The sequence below is a fragment of the Janthinobacterium sp. 64 genome (genome assembly GCF_002813325.1).
In the GTDB taxonomy this organism is placed as follows: Bacteria; Pseudomonadota; Gammaproteobacteria; order Burkholderiales; family Burkholderiaceae_D; genus Janthinobacterium.
This window is the reverse complement of sequence record NZ_PHUG01000001.1, coordinates 3,475,587-3,495,071: the sequence shown is the minus strand read 5'-3', so window position 1 is coordinate 3,495,071 and position 19,485 is coordinate 3,475,587. Positions and strand designations below refer to the sequence as shown.

18 protein-coding genes are annotated in these 19,485 nt (G+C 61.7%); 8 read left to right on the top strand and 10 right to left on the bottom strand.

Going from position 1 to position 19,485, the window contains the following annotated elements; translation table 11 throughout:
* Positions 1-108: 108 nt before the first annotated feature.
* On the top strand, positions 109-855 hold the full coding sequence (locus tag CLU91_RS15365) for a metallophosphoesterase family protein (RefSeq protein WP_100874858.1): 747 nt from the start codon (positions 109-111) through the stop codon (positions 853-855).
* Here the strand turns inward: CLU91_RS15365 and CLU91_RS15360 are convergent.
* The 5 genes from CLU91_RS15360 to CLU91_RS15340 all read right to left on the bottom strand — a co-directional run bounded on the left by CLU91_RS15360 (position 848) and on the right by CLU91_RS15340 (position 9,338).
* The gene (locus CLU91_RS15360) at positions 848-2,191 is read right to left on the bottom strand and encodes a sigma-54-dependent transcriptional regulator (protein ID WP_100874857.1); all 1,344 of its coding nucleotides are present in this window, start codon (positions 2,189-2,191) and stop codon (positions 848-850) included. The genes CLU91_RS15365 and CLU91_RS15360 overlap by 8 nt on opposite strands.
* The gene (locus CLU91_RS15355) at positions 2,184-4,091 is read right to left on the bottom strand and encodes a sensor histidine kinase (RefSeq protein WP_100874856.1); all 1,908 of its coding nucleotides are present in this window, start codon (positions 4,089-4,091) and stop codon (positions 2,184-2,186) included. Before CLU91_RS15355 ends, CLU91_RS15360 begins: the two co-directional genes overlap by 8 nt.
* Before the next feature lie 121 nt (positions 4,092-4,212).
* Positions 4,213-5,208, bottom strand: a complete 996-nt coding sequence (locus tag CLU91_RS15350) for a porin (protein ID WP_100874855.1) — start codon at positions 5,206-5,208, stop codon at positions 4,213-4,215.
* Between the two features lie 108 nt (positions 5,209-5,316).
* Positions 5,317-6,630, bottom strand: coding sequence for a dicarboxylate/amino acid:cation symporter (locus CLU91_RS15345; protein ID WP_071075063.1), 1,314 nt, complete (start codon positions 6,628-6,630; stop codon positions 5,317-5,319).
* A gap of 374 nt (positions 6,631-7,004) precedes the next feature.
* The gene (locus CLU91_RS15340; RefSeq protein WP_100874854.1) at positions 7,005-9,338 is read right to left on the bottom strand and encodes a catecholate siderophore receptor Fiu; all 2,334 of its coding nucleotides are present in this window, start codon (positions 9,336-9,338) and stop codon (positions 7,005-7,007) included.
* A gap of 294 nt (positions 9,339-9,632) precedes the next feature.
* Here CLU91_RS15340 and nudC point away from each other — a divergent pair, with 294 nt between their 5' ends.
* Entirely contained in the window at positions 9,633-10,469 is an 837-nt protein-coding gene (nudC, locus tag CLU91_RS15335; protein ID WP_100876759.1) for an NAD(+) diphosphatase, read from the top strand.
* Between the two features lie 74 nt (positions 10,470-10,543).
* On the top strand, positions 10,544-11,110 hold the full coding sequence (gene folE / locus CLU91_RS15330; RefSeq protein WP_035822985.1) for a GTP cyclohydrolase I FolE: 567 nt from the start codon (positions 10,544-10,546) through the stop codon (positions 11,108-11,110).
* Between the two features lie 48 nt (positions 11,111-11,158).
* Here folE and CLU91_RS15325 read toward each other — a convergent pair whose 3' ends face one another.
* Positions 11,159-11,977, bottom strand: a complete 819-nt coding sequence (locus tag CLU91_RS15325; protein WP_442906605.1) for an AraC family transcriptional regulator — start codon at positions 11,975-11,977, stop codon at positions 11,159-11,161.
* A 193-nt stretch (positions 11,978-12,170) separates the two neighbouring features.
* Here CLU91_RS15325 and CLU91_RS15320 point away from each other — a divergent pair, with 193 nt between their 5' ends.
* The gene (locus CLU91_RS15320; RefSeq protein ID WP_100874853.1) at positions 12,171-12,605 is read left to right on the top strand and encodes a hypothetical protein; all 435 of its coding nucleotides are present in this window, start codon (positions 12,171-12,173) and stop codon (positions 12,603-12,605) included.
* Here the strand turns inward: CLU91_RS15320 and CLU91_RS15315 are convergent.
* The gene (locus tag CLU91_RS15315; protein ID WP_100874852.1) at positions 12,599-12,964 is read right to left on the bottom strand and encodes a hypothetical protein; all 366 of its coding nucleotides are present in this window, start codon (positions 12,962-12,964) and stop codon (positions 12,599-12,601) included. The two genes, CLU91_RS15320 and CLU91_RS15315, sit on opposite strands and share 7 nt — an antisense overlap.
* Before the next feature lie 324 nt (positions 12,965-13,288).
* Between CLU91_RS15315 and CLU91_RS15310 the strand changes: the two genes are divergently transcribed.
* Complete coding sequence (locus CLU91_RS15310; protein ID WP_100874851.1) at positions 13,289-14,935, top strand: methyl-accepting chemotaxis protein; 1,647 nt, start codon at positions 13,289-13,291, stop codon at positions 14,933-14,935.
* A gap of 1 nt (position 14,936) precedes the next feature.
* On the opposite strand, the gene CLU91_RS15305 is transcribed toward CLU91_RS15310, so the two are convergent.
* On the bottom strand, positions 14,937-15,362 hold the full coding sequence (locus tag CLU91_RS15305; protein ID WP_100874850.1) for a hypothetical protein: 426 nt from the start codon (positions 15,360-15,362) through the stop codon (positions 14,937-14,939).
* 179 nt (positions 15,363-15,541) lie between these two features.
* Here CLU91_RS15305 and CLU91_RS15300 point away from each other — a divergent pair, with 179 nt between their 5' ends.
* A complete protein-coding gene (locus CLU91_RS15300; RefSeq protein WP_100874849.1) occupies positions 15,542-16,240 on the top strand; it encodes a glutathione binding-like protein in 699 nt (232 codons plus the stop codon).
* Between the two features lie 7 nt (positions 16,241-16,247).
* Here the strand turns inward: CLU91_RS15300 and uraH are convergent, their stop codons facing one another.
* Positions 16,248-16,658 (bottom strand): hydroxyisourate hydrolase, encoded by a 411-nt coding sequence (uraH, locus tag CLU91_RS15295; RefSeq protein ID WP_100874848.1) that lies wholly within the window; start codon positions 16,656-16,658, stop codon positions 16,248-16,250.
* Positions 16,659-16,669: 11 nt separating this feature from the next.
* On the bottom strand, positions 16,670-17,164 hold the full coding sequence (locus tag CLU91_RS15290; protein ID WP_100874847.1) for a GlcG/HbpS family heme-binding protein: 495 nt from the start codon (positions 17,162-17,164) through the stop codon (positions 16,670-16,672).
* A gap of 138 nt (positions 17,165-17,302) precedes the next feature.
* On the opposite strand from CLU91_RS15290, the gene CLU91_RS15285 reads away from it, so the two are divergent.
* Both CLU91_RS15285 and CLU91_RS15280 read left to right on the top strand, forming a co-directional pair.
* The gene (locus CLU91_RS15285) at positions 17,303-18,013 is read left to right on the top strand and encodes a heavy metal response regulator transcription factor (protein WP_100874846.1); all 711 of its coding nucleotides are present in this window, start codon (positions 17,303-17,305) and stop codon (positions 18,011-18,013) included.
* Positions 18,010-19,428: a heavy metal sensor histidine kinase gene (locus tag CLU91_RS15280; RefSeq protein ID WP_100874845.1), complete on the top strand. Its 1,419-nt coding sequence runs from the start codon at positions 18,010-18,012 to the stop codon at positions 19,426-19,428. Before CLU91_RS15285 ends, CLU91_RS15280 begins: the two co-directional genes overlap by 4 nt.
* The last annotated feature ends 57 nt before the right edge of the window (positions 19,429-19,485 follow it).

Below are 19,485 nucleotides of genomic sequence, written 5' to 3'. Positions count from 1 at the left end.
AACTGTCCGTCGGATTTGTCCTACCGTGTGTAACAGCCGGTACCCACACCGGCATTGCCTGCAACGCAGGACGCGGGCAGAATGGTGTGCAAGAAGAGGAGACACCGCATGAAAATCGCCGCCATTTCCGATATCCACGGCAACCTCGATGCGCTGGACGCCGTGCTGGCCGACATCGCCCGGCGTGGCGTGGACGTGACCGTCAATCTCGGCGATATCGTCTCGGGCCATCTGCTGCCGCGCGCCACGGCGGCGCGCCTGATGGGGCTCGGCTTGCCCACCATCCGCGGCAACCACGAACGCCAGCTGCTGGGCGACCCTGCCCGCATGGGCGTGTCCGACGCCTATGCGCGCGCGCAACTGCTGCCGGAACAACTGGACTGGATTGCGGCGCTGCCCGCCACCTTGCGTCTGCGTCACGACGTGCTGCTCGTGCATGGCACGCCCGCCAGCGACCTCGTCTACTTTCTCGACAGCGTTACGCCGCAAGGCAGCCGCGCCGCTACGCCGCAGGAGGTGGCCGAACGGGCGGGCGAGACGGACGCGGCGCTGATTCTGTGCGGCCATACCCACATGCCGCGCCAGGTACGCCTGGCCGATGGGCGGCTGATCGTCAACCCGGGCAGCGTGGGCTTGCAAGCCTACGACGACGACCATGCTTATCCGCACGTGATGGAAAACGGCACGCCGCATGCGCGCTATGCCATCGTGGAACAGGAAGCCGATGGCCGCTGGACGGCGCAGTTGCACGCCGTGGAATATGATTGGGAAAAGGCGGCACGGCTGGCGCTGGCGAACGGCCGGCCCGATTGGGTCGTGCCACTGCGCACGGGCCGTGTCGGCGTGCTTACCTGAACTCTTCCGCCACCAGGTTGTACTTTTGCATCTTGTGATACAAGGTCTGTTTCGGTAATCCCAGCACCGTGCTCACTTCGCTGACGTTGCCGGAATATGTACGCAGTTCCTGTTCGATCAGTGCGCGTTCGAAGCCGTTCACCTGCTCCGCCAGCGACAATGGGCTGGCCTGGCTGCCCGCTAGCAGGCTCGAAGCGCCGCCGGCGATGCCGAGCACGAAGCGGTCGGCGATGTTGCGCAGTTCGCGCACATTGCCGGGCCAGGAATGGGCCATCAGGTTGCGCATCTGTGCGCTGGAGACCACGGGCGCGGCGCGGTTGTAGCGGGCGGCCGCGGCCAGCACGAAGTGCTCGAACAGGATGGGAATATCTTCGCGCCGTTCGCGCAAGGGCGGCAAATGCAGCACGATCAAATTCAAACGGTAGTATAGGTCGCTGCGGAATTTCTGCTGCTGCGACAAGTCTTCCAGGTCCAGCTTGGCCGCCGCGATGACGCGCACATCGACGGGCGTGGGCACGTTCGAGCCGAGGCGTTCGATATAGCGTTCCTGCAGCACGCGCAGCAATTTGACTTGCAGGGACAGGGGCAGCGATTCGATTTCATCGAGGAAAAAAGTGCCCTGGTCCGCGTGTTCGATCTTGCCCACCTGCCGCTTGGCCGCGCCCGTGAATGCGCCCGGTTCGTGACCGAAGACTTCGCTTTCAAATATGCTTTCGGGAATCGCGCCGCAGTTGACGGCGACGAAGTTGTGCTTGCGGCGGTGGCTGAAGTCGTGCAAGCAGCGGGCCACCATTTCCTTGCCCGTGCCCGTGTCGCCATAGATCAGCACGTCCGCCGGTTCGTCGGCAACGTCGAGTATCAAGCGCCGTATGTCGCGCATTGCCGCAGAATTTCCCAGCAAACGAGATTCGATGCCGCCGCCGTCTTCCAGCTGGCGGCGCAGGCTGTGTACTTCCAGCATCAGGCGCCGCGTTTCCAGCGCGCGCAGGATGACGTCGACCAGCTGGTCGGATGAATACGGTTTTTCGATGAAATCGTAGGCGCCCGTGCGCATGGCGTGCACGGCCATGGTGATGTCGCCGTGGCCCGTGACGAGGATCACGGGCAGGTTGGCATCGAGCGTCTTGACCGCTTGCAGCAATTCCAGGCCGCTCATGCCGGGCAGGCGCACGTCGCTGACGACGATGCCGGGGAAATCGGGCGTCAGCAGTTTATAGGCCAGTTCGGCCGAGTGGAAGGCCAGCACGTCCAGGCCGGCCAGCTGCAGTGCCTGCTCGCTGCCTTCGCGTACGGTGGGGTCGTCTTCGACCAGCAAGACCTTCAAGCCGTCAAACATGTTTTTCCTCCTGCGTTGCAATCTGTAGTTCGATGGTGAAGATGGCGCCGCCGCCGGGGGCGTTCTCGGCGCGCAGCACGCCGCCGAACTGGCGCGTGATCTGTTCGGAAATGGCCAGGCCCAGGCCCAGTCCCAATCCCTGCGGCTTGGTCGTGAAGAACGGCTCGAACAGGTGTTCGTACACTTCCGTCGACAGGCCCGGCCCCGTGTCGGCCACATGGATCAGCACGTGCTCGGGCGTGCATTCGACGGCCACGCGCAGGCTGCGCACGTCGCTGCCGTTCATGGCGTCGAGCGCATTGGCGTACAGGTTCACCAGCACTTGCTCCAGGCGGTTGCTTTCGCACATGGCGAAGATGTCTTCGGGTGGCAGTTGCAAAGTAAAACGCACATTTTCCACCTGCAGCCGGCGCTCGACCAGGAACAGCGCATTGCTGATCGCCGTGGGGATCGAGACAGAGGTCAGGCTGGTCGTCGATTTGCGCGCAAAAATCTTCAATTGACCCGTAATGGTCCCCATCCTGGCTGCAATTTGCGAGATCTTCGCCAGGTTGCGCCGCGCGTCGTCGAGCCGTCCGCGCTCGAGCAGGATGACGGCATTGTCGGACATGGTGCGCAGCGCCGTCAGCGGCTGGTTCAGTTCATGCGTGATGCTGGCCGACATCTGCCCCAGCACGGCCATCTTACCGGCTTGAAACAATTCGTTTTGCGTGATGTGCAGCTTTTGCTCGGCCTTGCTGCGCACCTCGATTTCCTGGCTCAGGCTTTGCGTCATGGCATTGAGTTCCGAGGTGCGTTCCTCGACCATGGCTTCCAGGTTGTCGTAGGCATGTTGCAAGTCTTCGCGGGCGCGCAATTTTTGTGCCACGGCCGCGCGGCGCTGGCGCAGGTAAAAAAACAGCAGCATGAAAAAGCCCAGCAGCACGCAAGAGAAGGCGGCCGCCGCGCGCGCGCTGGCCTTCGCTTGCGCCAGGTCGGACAGGTAGATAAAAGTCCAGCCTTGCGGTGACTTGAGCTTGATCTGCGTCATGACGCTGGAGCTGATCTTCGGTGGCGTGTCGGCGTGTTCCTGCTCGCGCACGCTGATCACGCGGGCGCCATTGCCCAGCTGGCGGTCCGAGACGAAAGGAATGGCTGCCAGCTGCTTCGAATAGTACTGGCGCGTGCGGTTGAGTTCTTCGACGATCGCGGGCGACAGCGGCGCCAGGGTCTTGTATTTCCAGTCCGCCATGGAACTGAGAAAGATCACGCCGTGCTCGTCGGCCAGCATGACCTTGTCGGCCCCTTGCACCCAGCGTTTTTCCAGGGTTTCCAGGTTCACCTTCACCGTTGCCAGGCCCAGCATGTGGCCATTCTGGTAGATGCCATGGGCAAAGAAGTAACCGGGTTCGAGCCGCGTCGTGCCCACGCCATAGAAGCGGCCCGGCGTGCCGCGCAGCGCGTCCTGGGCGTAGGGGCGGAACGAGATATTGTCGCCAATAAAGCTGTCGGGCTGCTGCCAATTGCTGGCGGCCCGCGTGTTGCCGTCGAGGTTGCTGATGAAAATGGTCGACGATTTCGCCTGGGCATTCATCTGTTCGAGGTAATGGTTGACCGTATCGACCAGCACCGGATCTTCCGGGTGCTGCAGCAGGCGGATGACGTCGCGGTTCAGTTCCAGCGTCTTGGGCAGGAAGTCGTATTTCTCCAGCGCATTTTCCAGGCTGCTGACATACACTTCCAGGCGCTGCGCGCCGCTGGCCTGCAGCTTGCCGATGGCGATGCGTTCCGTCCAGAAATACACGAGCCAGACGGTGGCCAGACAGGCGGCCAGCACGACGCCCCAGGCCAGCGTTTCACGGCCCGAGCGTTGCGACAGGCGCTGGCGCCAGGAAAGGGAGGGTTTACTACTGCTATTCATAAAATCAGCTGCCAACTTGCAAGAACCCACAGTATCGCATTTAAATATTGCGTAAAAAGAAAAAGCCGCCGGATATGCATCCGGCGGCTCACGCTTTTATGTCACGGACAGTTCAACGTCCTTAGAACGTGTGGCGCATGCCCAGGTTAAAGCCGCTGGTGCCGGTGCCATCGTCGGTGGCATTGCCAACCTTGTAGGGAGCGCCGTTCTTGTTCGTGATGTGGCCGTAACCTGTGTACAGGTCGCTGCGCTTGGACAGCGCGTAGAACGCGCCGATGGCCCACTGCTGGGCGTCACGGTTGGCAATGCTCTTGTCGTTGTGGCGGATGTACGACGCGACCAGCTTGGTGGCGCCGAACGGGGCGCTGAAGCCAACGAGGATGTCATTGCTCTTGCTGTTGTTCAGGGCGCGGTTGTCGGCGTAGCCGAAGTTGCCTTGCAGCACGCCAAAGTCGTAGCGCGTGGCCAGCAGGGTGTTGCGCGTATGAAGGATCGCCAGCGGATTTTCCTGGCGGTGGTGCGTCAGGGTCACGTTCAGCGGACCGTCGATGTAGTGCACGGCGCCGCCCATGCTGCGGCTTTTCGCATTGTCGCCGGCCACTTCGCCAAAGCCATACGCCAGGTCGGCCGAAAGCTTGCTCCAGGTCGGCGTGCTGTATTGCACCACATTATCGACGCGGTAATTCGTCGTCGACATAATGTTCGACGCCGTGCCGGCCAGGCCGATGACGAACGGATCGGCCACGTCGCGCAGGGCCAGGTAGTACGGTGTGTATTGGCGGCCCAGGGTGACGGCGCCGGCGCTGCCGGTCAGGCCGACGTACGACTGGCGGCCGAACAGCCGGCCGCCCTGGCCCGAGGTGCCGGTATCGATGTTAAAACCACTTTCCAGCACGAAAATGGCGGCCAGGCCAGCACCCAGGTCTTCCTTGCCCTTGAAGCCGATGCGCGAGCCCGAGGCGACGCCGGAGGCGACGCGGTTCAGGCGGTCTCCAGCCGCATCCTTGTCGAACACCAGGCCGGCGTCAGCCACGCCATACATGGTCACGCTCGATTGGGCCATGGCGCCGGTGGAGGCTGCGCCGAGGGTCAGCAGGGTAAACAGGACTTTTTTCATGAAAATCTCTCTAATAAGTTGGAATGACTACTGATCGCACTACCTGACTGCTTGTTACTCAACATGGACAACAAATAAATGGCCCGCTTGTGGCGGGCCATGGCGCTATCAGGCTTTGCTAGCGTGGTCAGCTTCGCCCCAATGGCTTTCCGTGTTCTGGTTGGCGGCGTTGGCCGCAGCGGCTTCTTCCTCGGTGGCCAGGCCACCTTCCCACTTGGCGACGACGGCCGTGGCGACGGCATTGCCGACCGCGTTGGTGGCCGAGCGACCCATGTCGAGGAATTGGTCAACGCCCATCAGCAGCAGCAAGCCCGCTTCCGGGATATTGAACTGGTTCAGGGTCGCGGCAATCACCACCAGCGAGGCGCGCGGCACGCCGGCCATGCCTTTCGAGGTCAGCATCAGCAGCAGCAGCATGGTGATCTGCGTGCCGATCGACAGGTCGATACCGTAAGCTTGTGCAATGAACAGCACGGCAAAGGTGCAATACATCATCGAGCCATCGAGGTTGAAGGAGTAGCCCATTGGCAACACAAAACTGGAAATCTTGCGGTCCACGCCGAACTGGTCGAGCGCCGTCAGCAGTTTTGGATACGCCGCTTCCGAGCTGGCCGTCGAGAATGCCAGCAGGAATGGTTCGCGGATCAGGCCGACGAGTTTGAAGATGCGCGGACCGATGACGACAAAGCCGGCGCCGATCAGCAGTGCCCACAGGCACAGCAGGCCCAGGTAGAAGCCGCCCATGAACTTGGCAAACGTGATCAGCACGCCCAGGCCGTGGGTGGTGATGACGGAGGCCATGGCAGCGAACACGGCCAGCGGGGCCAGGTTCATGATGGTGCCGGTGATGCGCAGCATGACTTGTGCCAGCTGGTCGACGACGGCCGTCAGGGTCTTGCCCGATTCGCCCAGGCCGGCCAGTGCGCCGCCGAAGAAGATCGAGAACACCAGCACTTGCAGGATTTCATTGTTGGCCATGGCCTCGATCGGCGATTTCGGCACCAGGTGCGTGAAGAAATCTTTCAAGGTGAAGGCGGCCGTTTTCAAATTGGTCGACGCGTGTACGTCCGGCAGTGGCAGTCCCAGGTTGGTACCCAGCTGCATCAGGTTCGACAGCACCATGCCCAGCGCCAGCGAGACCAGCGAGGCAACCACGAACCAGCACATGGCTTTCAAGCCGATGCGTCCGGCCGTCTTGCCGTCGCCCATGTGGGCGATGCCGACCGTCAGGGTGGAAAACACCAGCAGCGCGATGATCATTTTGATCAGGCGCAGGAAGACGTCGGTGACGATGGAAATATTGCCAGCGATCTGAGCGCTGAGCTTGGCATCAGGGAAGGCGGTGTTGCATCCATAACCGACGGCAATGCCGAGGATCATGGCAATCAGGATGTACAGGGTTAATGGCCGTTTCTTTTTCATTTTGACTCCTCCGGTGAAACGCCGCTGTGAGCGGATTATTGATAGCGAGCAACTCAAGCTTGGAGTCAGTATTTCTCAAAAACAAGCCCTTGCGTGCCAGCGATTATTTGCAGCAAAACCTGTACATAGCAAAGGATATGCCTGAAATGGACATTTGCGACCTAACTTCTTAAGTTGTTGATTTGAGGAAGCTTTTTTGTTGCTTAGATGTCGCAATTTGGCGTGCTTGCGCGAAATATTGGACGCGACGGGCCATCGCTGTATGACTTTTCATACGCTAGTCGCGGCAGGGTGGTGGTGCGGTAAAAAGACAAGATTATCAGGACAATAAAAAAGCCCCTCCGTAGAGGGGCTTGATATGGCGCGCTGCGTGTTTAGAACTTGATATTTGCCGTCAGGCTGAACGAACGGGGCTGGCCCGGAGTGTAGCGGAAGCCGGACTTGTTGATGGCCGCCACATAGGTCTTGTCGGCCAGGTTGTAGGCGTTCAACTGCAAGTCGAGGTTTTTGTTGACGGTATAGGTCGCCATGGCGTCGAAGACCCAGTAGGCATCCACGCGTGCCGGCGTGCCGACGGCGCCATCGGTGCCGCGCAACATTTCACCCACGTAACGCGCGCCGCCGCCAATCTTCAGGCCAAACGGCAGCGTGTACGAGGTCCAGCTGGTGAACGCCTGTTTTGGCGTGTAGGTGAGGCTCTTCTCGCCGCTGGCCGTGAAGACCTTGTTCGACTCGACCTTGGTATTCATGCGGGTGTAGCCGGCGCTGACCAGCCAGTTCGGCATGATCTCGCCCACCACGCCGATTTCGATGCCTTCCACGCGCTTCTTGCCGGTCTGGTAATAAATGGTCGGGATCACCGGATCTTGTTCCAATTCATTCTTGACGGTGGTCTGGTAGACGGCGGCCGACAGCGACACTTTTTGCTTCAGGAAATCCCACTTGGTGCCGATTTCCTTGGTGATGGTTTCCTGTGGGTCATAGTTCGGGTTTTGCGCGCTGCTCGCGCCCGTGCTCAGCACGAAGTTGGTGCCCGGCGGCGCCTTCGACGTGGCCAGCAAGGCGTACACGCTGCTGTCCGGCGTCGGCTTGTACATGGCCGAGATCTTGCCGTTGGCGAAGGTGTCGTTCAGGGTGACGTGAGCAGGAATTGGCGTGCCCACTGGCAATGGCTGTACCGCTGGCGCCTTGACGGCCGTTTGCAGGGTGACGGCGTCATAGCTGGTGTTGAAATGGTCAAAGCGCACGCCGCCGTTGAAGATCCATTTGTCGCCAAACTTGACGGTATCGAACACATACAGGCTTTGCGTGTTGACTTCGCCTTCGCTGAAAGCACCGCTGCGCACGGGATTGTGGCCGGTGACGGTGTCGCGCGGATTCGGATGGTACAGATTGGCATCCGGCAAGGTACCCAGGCTGGCAGGCACATAGCTGTAGTTGGTCTGCTTTTCGCTGGTGAACTCGGCGCCGGCCACCACGGAGTGCTTCAGCACGCCCGTGTCGAACTGTGCGCTGACCACGGTCTGGTTGGTCAGAATCGTGTTTTCCTGATCCTTCACGGTGCGCAGCGAGCGCGCCATGGTCCAGGTCGACGGATCGGTCGGGACCGGTGTCTTCAGGTTGGGCTGGCTGCCCATGAAGGCCGTCAGCAGGTAGTCCTGCTGGGTCTTGCCGTAGCGCGTGGTGTTCTGGAACTGTACGTTGGGCGAGAAATCATGGTCGATGCGCAAGGTGCCCATGTCGGCCTTGACCTTGTCGTAGTCCGCAGTGGAGCCGTAGAAATTCTTCGTGTCGACCCTGGCGGCGCCGTTCAGGAAGGTACGGATGATCGGTTGCTCCTTCGTGGCAACGTCCGGCGTCGAGTAGCCAGGCAGGCCGATGGTCGGCACGCCGCCGTCGGGCACGTTGTTTTGGTCCACGTGCAGGTAGCTGGCCGTGATGCGCGTCGGTTTGCCGATGCCGAAGGTAACGGTGGGCGCGAAGGCCCAGCGCTTGTTGGTGACTTCATCGCGCGCCGGGTTGCCGCTGTCCTGCGTCATCAGATTCAGGCGCAAGGCCGTGCCGGTATCGCTGTCGAGGACGCGGTTCCAGTCGGCCGTGGCGCGTTTCTGCTTGCCGCTGCCCGCCGTCAGCAGCGAATTGAACTTGTTTTCCATGGTCGCCGTTTTGCTGACCAGGTTGATCGAACCGGTGGGCGAGCCGCGGCCGCTGTCCGTGCCCGCCGGGCCCTTCAATACGTCGATTTGTTCGATGTTGAAGACGTCGCGCGAGATGGAGCCCACGTCGCGCACGCCATCGACATAGATGCTGCCGGACGAATCGAAACCGCGCATGTAGACGGCGTCGCCCGTGTTCGTGTTGCCGTTTTCACCGAGGAAGAAGGTGCCGACGCCTGGCGTGTTGCGCAGTGCGTCCGTCAGGGTCAGCGCGCCTTGCTGTTCGATCAATTCCTTCTTGATCACGACGATGGTTTGCGGCGTATTGACCAGCTCTTCCGTGTATTTCGGCGACGAGGCTTTTTCGGCCTTGAAATCATTTTCCTTGGAGCCCACGACCTTGATTTCGTTCAGGGTTTGCTGCGATGCCGGGGCGCTTTGGCCGGCCGGGTCGGCCGCCTGGGCGGCGACGGGCAGCAGCATCACGGCCAGGGCGGCGCCGATGTGCTGGTTGAAACGGGTTGCGGCGTGTTTGCGGCTCTTGATTGCCATCTTGCTCTCTCGATAAGGTCAGGGTAGTGGTTCCTGGCTGGCTCTGCGCCGCTGTGCTTGGGCACGCGGGCAAGTGGCTGGCGATGGAGACGGAATAGGCGGTATTGTAATAAATGGGCGCTATTTCGTAAATGAGAATCGTTATCAGTATCGTTTACGCAACGGATTGGGCGTGCCGCAAAAAAAACACTGTCATGGTGCATGAATGCTTGCTTTGCGGACCGGCCGCTGCTATGCGCGCAAGCGTCCGCTGGCGGGAGTATGATGAGCAACCTTTACAAATTTCTTCCCAGCATGTTGCACACTCCCGATGCCTTTGTCCCCCTGATCGATGCGCCTGAACCGGCCCCGGCCGCCACCGGGACGCTGACGTTTGTCTTTCACCGCGGGCGTTTATTGTTGCGCTCGCCCGGGCTGACCTTGCCGACGGCGGCCGAGGTGGCTGCGCTCGATATCGACCTGAGCCGCGCACAACCCGTAGGTTTGTGGCAAGACCGCTATTGCCAGACGGTCTGGGTCGACGAGGAGCTGCCCGTCGGCGCCGGCCTGGCCTGGCACGGTATGCGCTCGCTGTTCAATGCTGTCGACGACGCTTTCCTGGGCTTGGCCAGCCGCGCCGTGCAGCTGGCCGAGTGGGCGCGCACGCACCGCCATTGCGGCGTGTGCGCCACGCCCATGCAGCGCACGCGCGGCGAACGCTGTTTTAGCTGCGCCGTCTGCGGCATGCTGGCGTATCCGCGCATCTCGCCGGCCATGATGGTGCTGATACGCAAGGGCGATTCCGTGCTGCTGGCCATGCACAAGCATTCGCCATCGCAGCGCTTCAGTCCGCTGGCCGGTTTCCTGGAAGCGGGCGAATCGATCGAGGAAGCCGTGCACCGCGAAGTGATGGAAGAGGTGGGCTTGCGCGTGCACAATCTGCAGTACTTCATGAGCCAGTCCTGGCCGTTTCCCCATTCGCTGATGATCGCGTTTACGGCTGATTACCTCGACGGCGAGATTCGCCTCGACGAGAACGAGATCGCCGAGGCGCGCTGGTTCGGCCCCGGCGATGCTTGGCCGGAAGCCAGTTCCAGCGTGTCGATTTCCGCGCTGCTGGTGGGCGCGCACCGCCCACCGGCAGTGTCGTAAAGCGGGGACTGCCCGGGCAGCTTGCCGCATTTTCTATATACTGGCGGCAATTGAAAATTTTAGGGTGGTGTAGCATGTCTCAAGAAGAATTCTCCGAAAACGACTGGCGCCGGCTGATCAGCAGCTTTGGTGAAGATCCGCAGCGTCCTGGCTTGCTGGAAACGCCGGCGCGCGTGGCCAAGGCGTGGAAGCACTGGACGTCCGGCTATGGCCAGGACCCGGTGGACTTGCTGAAAGCGTTTGAAGATGGCGCGGAACAGTACAACGAGCTGATCGTCGTGCGCGGCATCCCCGTCTACAGCCATTGCGAGCACCACCTGGCGCCGTTCTTTGGCAAGGCCACCATCGGTTATGTGCCCAACGGCAAGATCGTCGGCCTGTCGAAACTGACGCGTCTGGTCGATTGCTTCTCCAAGCGCCTGCAAGTGCAGGAACGCATGACGATGCAGATCGCCAATGCCCTGATGGAAGTGCTGGAACCGAAATCGGTGGGCGTGGTCGTACGCTGCCGTCACCTGTGCATGGAAAGCCGCGGCATCCGCACGCCGGGCGAAGAAACCATCACCTCGGCGATGCTGGGCGAGATGCAGCCGAACCTGGCGCTGCGCACGGAATTTTTGGCCCTCGCGCGCGAAGTTTGATTATTTCGGCGATGATGCAGGACGAAGGCGGCTGATGCCGCCTTTTTTTTATATTCTTCCGGACTCCCGTTGCGCCAGATAGCGCGCTGGCGGCTTGCCCACCGCCTTGCGGAACATGGTGACGAAACCGCTGGTGTTTTCATAGCCGAGTTCGAGTGCCACGGCTTTCACGCTGCGCCCTTGCGCCAGCCCTTGCAAGGCAAGGATGACGTGCAATTGCCGGCGCCAGCGGCCCACGCTCATGCCCATTTCCGCCAATGACTGGCGGGTCATGCTGCGCTCGCTCATGCCGATGCGCCTGGCCCATTCGGCCAGCGTGCTTTTATCGGCCGGCTGCGCCAGCAGCAGGGCGGCCAGGCGGCGCAGGCGCGCATCGCGCGGTATCGGCAAATGCAAGTCTTCCACGGGCGCGGCCGCCAGCTCATCGAGCAGGGTGGCCACCAGGCGTTCCTGCGCGCCGTGCAGCGCGCTCAGGGTGGGAAAGCCGGCCGCCTTGGCGATCAGTTCGCGCAGCAATGGCGAGACGGCCACGGTGCAGCAAACGGTGGGCAAGGCCGGCGCCATGGCCGGCTCGACAAACAGGCAATAACATTGCGCCTCGCCCACGCCCTGCACCGAATGCATCAGGCCGCCCGGTATCCACACGGCGCACTGCGGCGGCACGATCCACACGCCGCTTTCTACTTCGCAATGAATCACGCCCCGCGTGGCATACAGCAACTGCCCCTTGCGGTGCTGGTGCGGCGCATGTTCCGCCTCCTCGGGTACGCTGGCCAGGCCCACGGCCAGCAAGGGACGCAGCACGCCATCGACGTCGAAATCGATGAGGGAGGCCGAGGCGTCCAGGCCCAGCTGGGCCATCAGCATGTTGGGCAAGAGGGGATAGGGCATGGGAATACTTTGGCTGGATTGAACAATATTGTGGCTATTTTATGCAATGACGCGCGATGCCGCCAACGGTATCGTATGGGCATCCGCAACCCCGCTTCAACGGCAACCGCCGCCGCCAGTGTTCTGATGAAGGTAAGGAGGAACGGCAACCCTTGAAGGAGTCATCACCATGCAGCTTGATCTATCCACTTTTCCCCTCGTCTGGATGCGCCGCGAGGCAGCACCTGTCCAGCCCGATATCCTGTTTGCCCAGTTTGACGCCTTGCTGGCGCGCCGCCAGGCATTTGTCATCCTCAGCGAAGAAGGCTTTGACGAGGAGGGACACGAACACCCGCAGGAAGAGCGCAAGCGTGCTTCACTCTGGATGAAGCAAAACAAGGCGGCCATCCGCGCGTATATCCAGGGCATGGTGCTGGTCGAACCGAGCGCCGCCAAACGCCTGGCCGGCAAGGCCTTCGCCGTCATGTTCGGCAAGTTCTGGGGTTATCCCCTGCATTTCGGCACCAGCCGCGACGACGCGCTCGACATCGCGCAGCATTTGCTCAGGGCGTGGCTGCCGCCGCAACTGCCGCCAGGCGACGGCAGCACGGCCGCGCATCAGTAACGATAGTCGTTAATAAAATGCTTGGTGAAGTTGTACTTGCTGCCGCCGTCGAGCAAGTCGACCAGGCGTTTCGGCGCCGAGGCCGACATGAAGGCGTCGGCTGCCCCGGCCGTGCTGCGGAACCGCATGCCGGGGCTGAGGATCTGGTTGGCGCCGATCTTCAGGTGCTGGAAGCTTTTCGTTTTCTCATTGTTGAGGATGAAATGCAATTCCTGCTTGAAGGTGAGAAAAGGGATCTTCAGCCACCAGCCTTCGTCCGTGCCATAGCTGGCGACGCTGGCAAAATGCGTGTTCTTGTCCGTCAGGGTGGGTTTGCCCAGGCGGTCGTTGATGCGTTTCATGGCTTCATTCTTGGTCATGCTGTGCTTTCGTGATTCATCGTGATTCGTCAAGTATACGGCGTGCATTTTGACACACGCACGCCACCCCCGCCTTCCTTGCCTGCGCCTGTCTGCAGGCTTTTTTGCCGCTATGCAGCATCAATTCTCATCAATTGTCTCAACGCATTAACAACACCAGGCAAAAATCATTGCCTTCCGGCATTGTAAATATCGGTCGTTCGAGCGTATGCTGAAGACGTCTGAACGGTGCCGCCAGAGCACCGTCGCCGCCGCATTCCTGGCCTGCAGAGCTGGAAGCAGGCCACGCCCCTTCGCCGCACAATAGAGAGTTGGAGACACAGCATGAAGAAATTGACGTTCCAGCAGAAGTTATGGATCCCCCTGATTTGCAGCCTGTTATGCATCACCGTTATTTTTGTCTATAACGCGCTGGAAATTCGCAAGATCCGCATCGAAGAGCGCAGCGCCGACCTGAGCAATGCCGCCGATCTGGGCCTGGGCGCCGTCAAAATGTTCGGCGACCTGGCCGCCAGCGGCGCCCTGACGCAGGAAGAAGCGCAGAAGCAGGCCACCGCCGTCATCAAGAGCATGCGCTTTGGCGAGACCGGTTATTTGTCCATCATCAACCTCGATGCCGTCGTCTTGATGAATCCCGCCGCGCCGCAAACCAACGGCAAGAACATGTCGGATTTCAAGGATGCCAACGGCACCTATTTGTACCGCGACATCGTTGCCGTCGGCAAGAGCGATGCGGGCAAGGGCTTCGTCCACTATTATTTCCCCCGTCCCGGCCAGAAGAACGCCGAACCGAAGATGAGCCGCGTGGTGGCCTACAAGCCGTGGAGCTGGACCATCGTGGTGGGCGTGTACATGGACGATATCGACGCGGCCTTCCGCCAGTCGCTGGTCACCTCGCTGGGCGTACTGTTGCTGGTGTGCGGCTTGCTGGCCGCCGTCGTCGTGGCGATCAACCGCAGCCTGCGCCATGCGCTGGGTGGCGATCCCGAATATGCGGCCGACGTGGCTGCCCAGATCGCGAATAACGACCTGAGCGGCAACGTGCGCACGCATGCCAACGACCGCCACAGCGTGTTGTACGCGATGAAAACCATGCAGGCCAACCTGGTCGACGCGATCAGCGAGATACGCCACAGTGCCGAGACGATCGCCACGGCATCGAGCGAGATTGCCAGCGGCAATATGGACTTGTCGGCACGCACGGAAATGCAAGCCAGTTCGCTGGAAGAAACGGCGGCCTCGATGGAGGAATTGACCTCGACCGTGACGCAAAACGCGGGCAATGCCGTGCAGGCGAATGAACTGGCGCAGTCCGCTTCCGCCGTGGCACGCCAGGGCGGCGCCGTGGTGGCGCAAGTGATCGGCACCATGGACACCATCAACGCTTCGTCGCGCAAGATCGTCGACATCATCGGCGTCATCGATGGCATCGCCTTCCAGACGAATATCCTGGCCTTGAATGCGGCCGTGGAAGCGGCACGCGCAGGCGAGCAGGGCCGCGGCTTTGCCGTGGTGGCGTCGGAAGTGCGCAACCTGGCGCAGCGCTCGGCCGGCGCGGCGAAGGAAATCAAGGAACTGATCGGCGCTTCCGTCGACAGCATCGCGGCCGGCAGCGCCCTCGTCGCACAGGCGGGCACGACCATGGATCAGGTGGTGGCCAGCGTGTCGCGCGTGACCGACATCATGGCCGACATCACGGCCGCCTCGCACGAACAAAGCACGGGCATCGGCCACGTCAACCAGGCGATCACGGAAATGGATAGCGTGACGCAGCAAAACGCGGCACTGGTGGAAGAGGCGGCGGCAGCGGCGTCCAGCATGCAGGATCAGGCGGCCGTGCTGGCGCAACTGGTGACGCGCTTCAAACTGTCGGCGCAGGAGCCGGGAACATCGTCGCGTCTGGCGGGCAGTTCGGCTGGCGCGCCACGCGCCGTGGCGAAAAAGCCGCTGCGCAGCCTGGCGGCGCGCTGATTTACTGGGCCGGCGCCGCCGCTGGCGGTGCCGGCTCGAATTCCAGCTTGTCATCGACGACCACGAATTGCCCGACCGGTTGGCCCAGGTCGGCTTTCGGGTCGTTTTCCATTTCCGTCAGCTCATTGCAGGTGTTCGTTTCCGCCTGCCACAGCTGCTTGCCCATGCGGATATTCCACAGGCCATCGCCGGCCGCAAACAGCTCGACGGTGATGTCGGCTGGTGCATCCGTCGACAGGGTATGCAGGCGCTGGCATTGCGGCAAATTGGTGGCCATCAGCTGCACTTCCACGCTATCTTGCCAAAAATAACGTTGCTGGCGGCGCACGGTCAGGGAATGGTCCTGGCCGTCGAACATATAGATGGCGAAGTCCTGGACACAGCCTGACAGCAGGACGGACAGCGTGACGATCAGGAGTTTGCGCATGGTCGGCTTTCTTTGATGGTTCTCGGGAATGGCGGCGTTCAATTCTTGCGGCGAGAGTGGGCGCTTGCGCTGCCTGGGCGCCGTCTTGTTTTTCGCTTACGTGGCATTATATCCATGCACACCAGTTGCGGCGCGACAATAGTTACGCCCTCCCCATGCCAACGAGCTGAAAGACGACGATGATCGACCTGTATTACTGGACCACGCCCAACGGGCACAAAGTGACGATGTTCCTGGAAGAAGCGGGCATCCCCTACAACATCATCCCCGTGCACATCGGCAAGGGCGAGCAGTTCAAGCCCGAGTTTCTTGCCATCGCGCCCAACAACCGCATCCCCGCCATCGTCGACCAGGCGCCGGAAGATGGCGGCGCGCCGCTATCGCTGTTCGAGTCGGGCGCGATTTTGCAATACCTGGCCGAGAAAAGCGGGCAATTCCTGCCAGCGGACGTGCGGGGACGTGCCGAAGTCATGCAATGGCTGTTCTGGCAAATGGGCGGCCTGGGCCCCATGGCCGGGCAAAACCACCATTTCGTGCAATACGCGCCCGAACCGATCGAGTACGCCATTACGCGCTATGTCAATGAAACGAACCGCCTGTATGGCGTGCTGAACAAGCGTCTGGCGGACCGCGCATTCGTGGCCGGTGACAGCTATTCCATCGCCGACATGGCGATCTACCCGTGGATCGTGCCGCACGCACGCCAGCGCCAGAAGCTGGAAGATTTCCCGCACCTGGCGCGCTGGTTCGCGGCCATTGCCGCCCGTCCCGCCACCGTGCGCGCGTATGCGCGCGCGGCGGAAATCAATGTGCAGCCCACCGTCAGCGGCGACGCGAAAAGCGTGCTGTTCGGGCAGACGGCAAAGACGCTAGCCTGATCAACGGTCAGTTACCGCGATACGTGGAAAAGCCGAAAGGGCTGAGCAGCAAGGGAATGTGATAGTGCTGCTCGGTTTTTTCCACGTGAAATTGCACGGGGATTTCCGGGAAAAAAGTTTCCTGTTTCAGCCGCGCATAGTGTTCGCCTGTTTTAAACACGATGCGGTAATCACCCGCCTGCATGGGCGCATCCACCGGATACATGGCCGCGATGCGCCCCTGCGCATTCGTCACGCCACTACTCAATTGTTTCCAGTCATTGTCCTTCTTTTGCTCCAGGGTCACCGTCACGCCCGCCGTCGGCTGGCCGCTCTGCAAGTCGAGGATGTGCACGCTCAAGGGATTGGCGGCGGCCAGGGCCATGCCCGACAGGCTGGCGAAGGCCAGGGCGGCAGTGATTTTTTTCAAATAGGTCATCGTTGCGTCTTTCAAAGGGTGGGGGAATCGAGTTCGGGAACGGCCGCCAGGGCGGCATGGGCACAGGCCCGGTCTTGCAGGGCGCCACCGCCACCGGCCACGCCGATGGCGCCGACCACTTCGCCCCTGGCGCGCAAGGGCAGGCCGCCGCCCAGCAGCAACAGTTCCGGCAAGGTCGTCAAATTGGCCATGTCGGGATTGCCGCGCGCGGCCACGGCCAGCGCCTGCGTATCGTTTTTCGTCGACAGGGCCGTGTAGGCCTTGCGCCGGCTGGCATCCGTGTTGTGCGGCCCGACGCCATCGGCGCGCTGCACGGTCACGACATTGCCGCCACGGTCCAGTACAGTGACGACGATGTGCCGTCCTTGCGCCTGGCAGGCGGCCATGGCCGCATCGGCCAGCTTGTTGGCCGCTACCAGAGAAAGATCATCGACCTTGCGCAATTGAGCGTGGGCGGGACTGGCCAGCAGGCACAGCAGGGTACTGCCGAGTAACAGGGTTTTCATGGGGCGGTCCGTTGAATAAAGTGACGCCAGTATGGCCAGGCTTGCCCTACGAGAAGATGATCGCCGCATGACATTTTTATCATCCGCGGCAGTCCGCACGCGGCGTAAAATGGTTTTATATTCTTTTAGAAAGTGGCCATGCGCATCCTGGTAATCGAAGACGAACCAAAGACGGGCGACTATCTGCTGCGCGGCCTGGCCGAGTCCGGCTTTACGGTGAGCCTGGCGCGCAATGGCCGCGACGGCCTGCACATGGCGAGTACGGAGTCACCCGATCTCATCGTGCTCGACGTGATGCTGCCCATCATGGACGGCTGGCAAGTCTTGCGCGCGCTGCGGCTGCAGGAAGGCGGCGCGGACGTGCCCGTGATTTTCCTCACGGCGCGCGACGAAGTGCAGGACCGCGTGAAAGGGCTGGAACTGGGCGCCGACGATTACCTGGTGAAACCGTTCGCGTTTGCCGAGCTGGTGGCGCGTATCCGCACCCTGCTGCGGCGCGGGCCGCCGCGCGAAGACGACGTCATCCGCATCGGCGACATGGAAATCGACGTGATGAAACGCAAGGTCAGCCGGCAAGGCCAGCGCATCACCCTGACGGCCAAGGAATTCGGCTTGCTGCATTTATTGGCGCGGCGCCAGGGCGAGGTCTTGTCGCGCTCGATTATCGCTTCGCAAGTGTGGGACATCAATTTCGAGAGCGACACCAACGTCATCGACGCGGCCATCCGCCGCCTGCGCAGCAAGCTCGACGATCCGTTCGAACCCAAGCTGATCCATACTTTGCGGGGCATGGGCTATGTCTGCGAACTGCGCGCGCCGAGTGCTCCAGACAGCGGCGCCGCGCAATGAAGCTGACGCAACTGCGCCGCTCGCTGACCCTGCGCGTCACGCTCGTCTTCGTGCTGATCGTGGCGCTCGTGTCGGCCGGGCTGGGCATGCATTTGTACCTCTCTTTTGTGGCGGAAATCGAGCGCCGCGACGATATTTTATTGCTGGGCAAACTGCGGCAAATCCAGCAATTGCTCGGCAATGCGGGCACCCTCGACATCATCCGCGAGCGGCCCCAGTATTTCCGCGACACCATGAGCGGGCAAGAAAACTCGCTGGTGCGCATCGTGCGCGCCGATGGCACGCGTTTGATCGATGTCAATCCGCATGGCGAGACGGTGGCGCATGCTGTTCCCGTGGCCGTCGATGCGACCGTGACAAACAGCGACATCGTCAGCTGGACCAGCCGCGACGGCTATCCCGCACGCGTGGTGGCGGCCAGCGCGCGCATCGGCGAGCCCGCACAGATGGTCGATATTTCCGTCGCCAGGGTCTACGGCGACCGCACGGCCATGTTCGCCGCCTACCGCTGGCAAATCGTTGTGTCTGTCGCCGTCAGCGCGCTGGTGGCGGCCCTGTTGGCGAGCCTGATGCTGTTGCGGGGATTGCGGCCGCTGCGCAATATCGCCGCGCACGCGGCCCTCGTGCGGCCGGGCAAGCTGGAGCAGCAGCTCGATGCGCGCGGCGCGCCCACGGAATTACTGCCTCTGATACAGGCCCTGAACGCCATGCTGGCGCGCTTGCAGGAAGGCTATGCGCGGCTGTCCCAATTTTCCGCCGACCTGGCGCATGAATTCCGCACGCCCGTCACCAATCTGCTGGGGCAAAGCCAAGTGATGCTGGCCCGCCCGCGCAGCGCGCACGAGTATGAACAACTGGTGTCGTCGAATGTGGAAGAGCTGGAACGGCTGTCGCGCATGATCGACAGCATGCTGTTTTTGGCGCGTGCGCAGCAGGATGAAATGGTGCTCGTCAAGCAAGTCTTGCCCGTGCAGGACGAGTTTTTAAGGCTGGCCGATTTCTTTGAAGGCCTGGCCGAAGAGCGCGAGCTGGCGCTGGCTTGCCACGGCAGCGGCACGGTGATGGCCGAGCCGCAACTGCTGCGCCGCGCGCTGGGCAATCTGCTGTCGAACGCGATCCGGCACGCGGCGCCGGGCAGCACGATACTGTTACGTTCGCATGCGACGAAGGAGGGCGTGGAACTGAGCGTGAGCAACCTCGGCCCCGCCATCCCCGCGCGCCACTTGCCCCATTTGTTCGAGCGTTTCTACCGCGCCGACCCGGCCCGCAGCGACTCGGCCGCCTCCACAGGCCTGGGCCTGGCCATCGTTACGGCCATCATGCAATTGCACGGTGGCAGCGCGACAGTCGCGTCCGATGCGGCCGCCACGACGTTCACTTTAGTGTTTCCGCTCGAGGACCGTAGGTCGGATTAGCGCGCAAGCGCGTAATCCGACATCACGCGCCAACCATATTGTCGGATTACGGTCCTG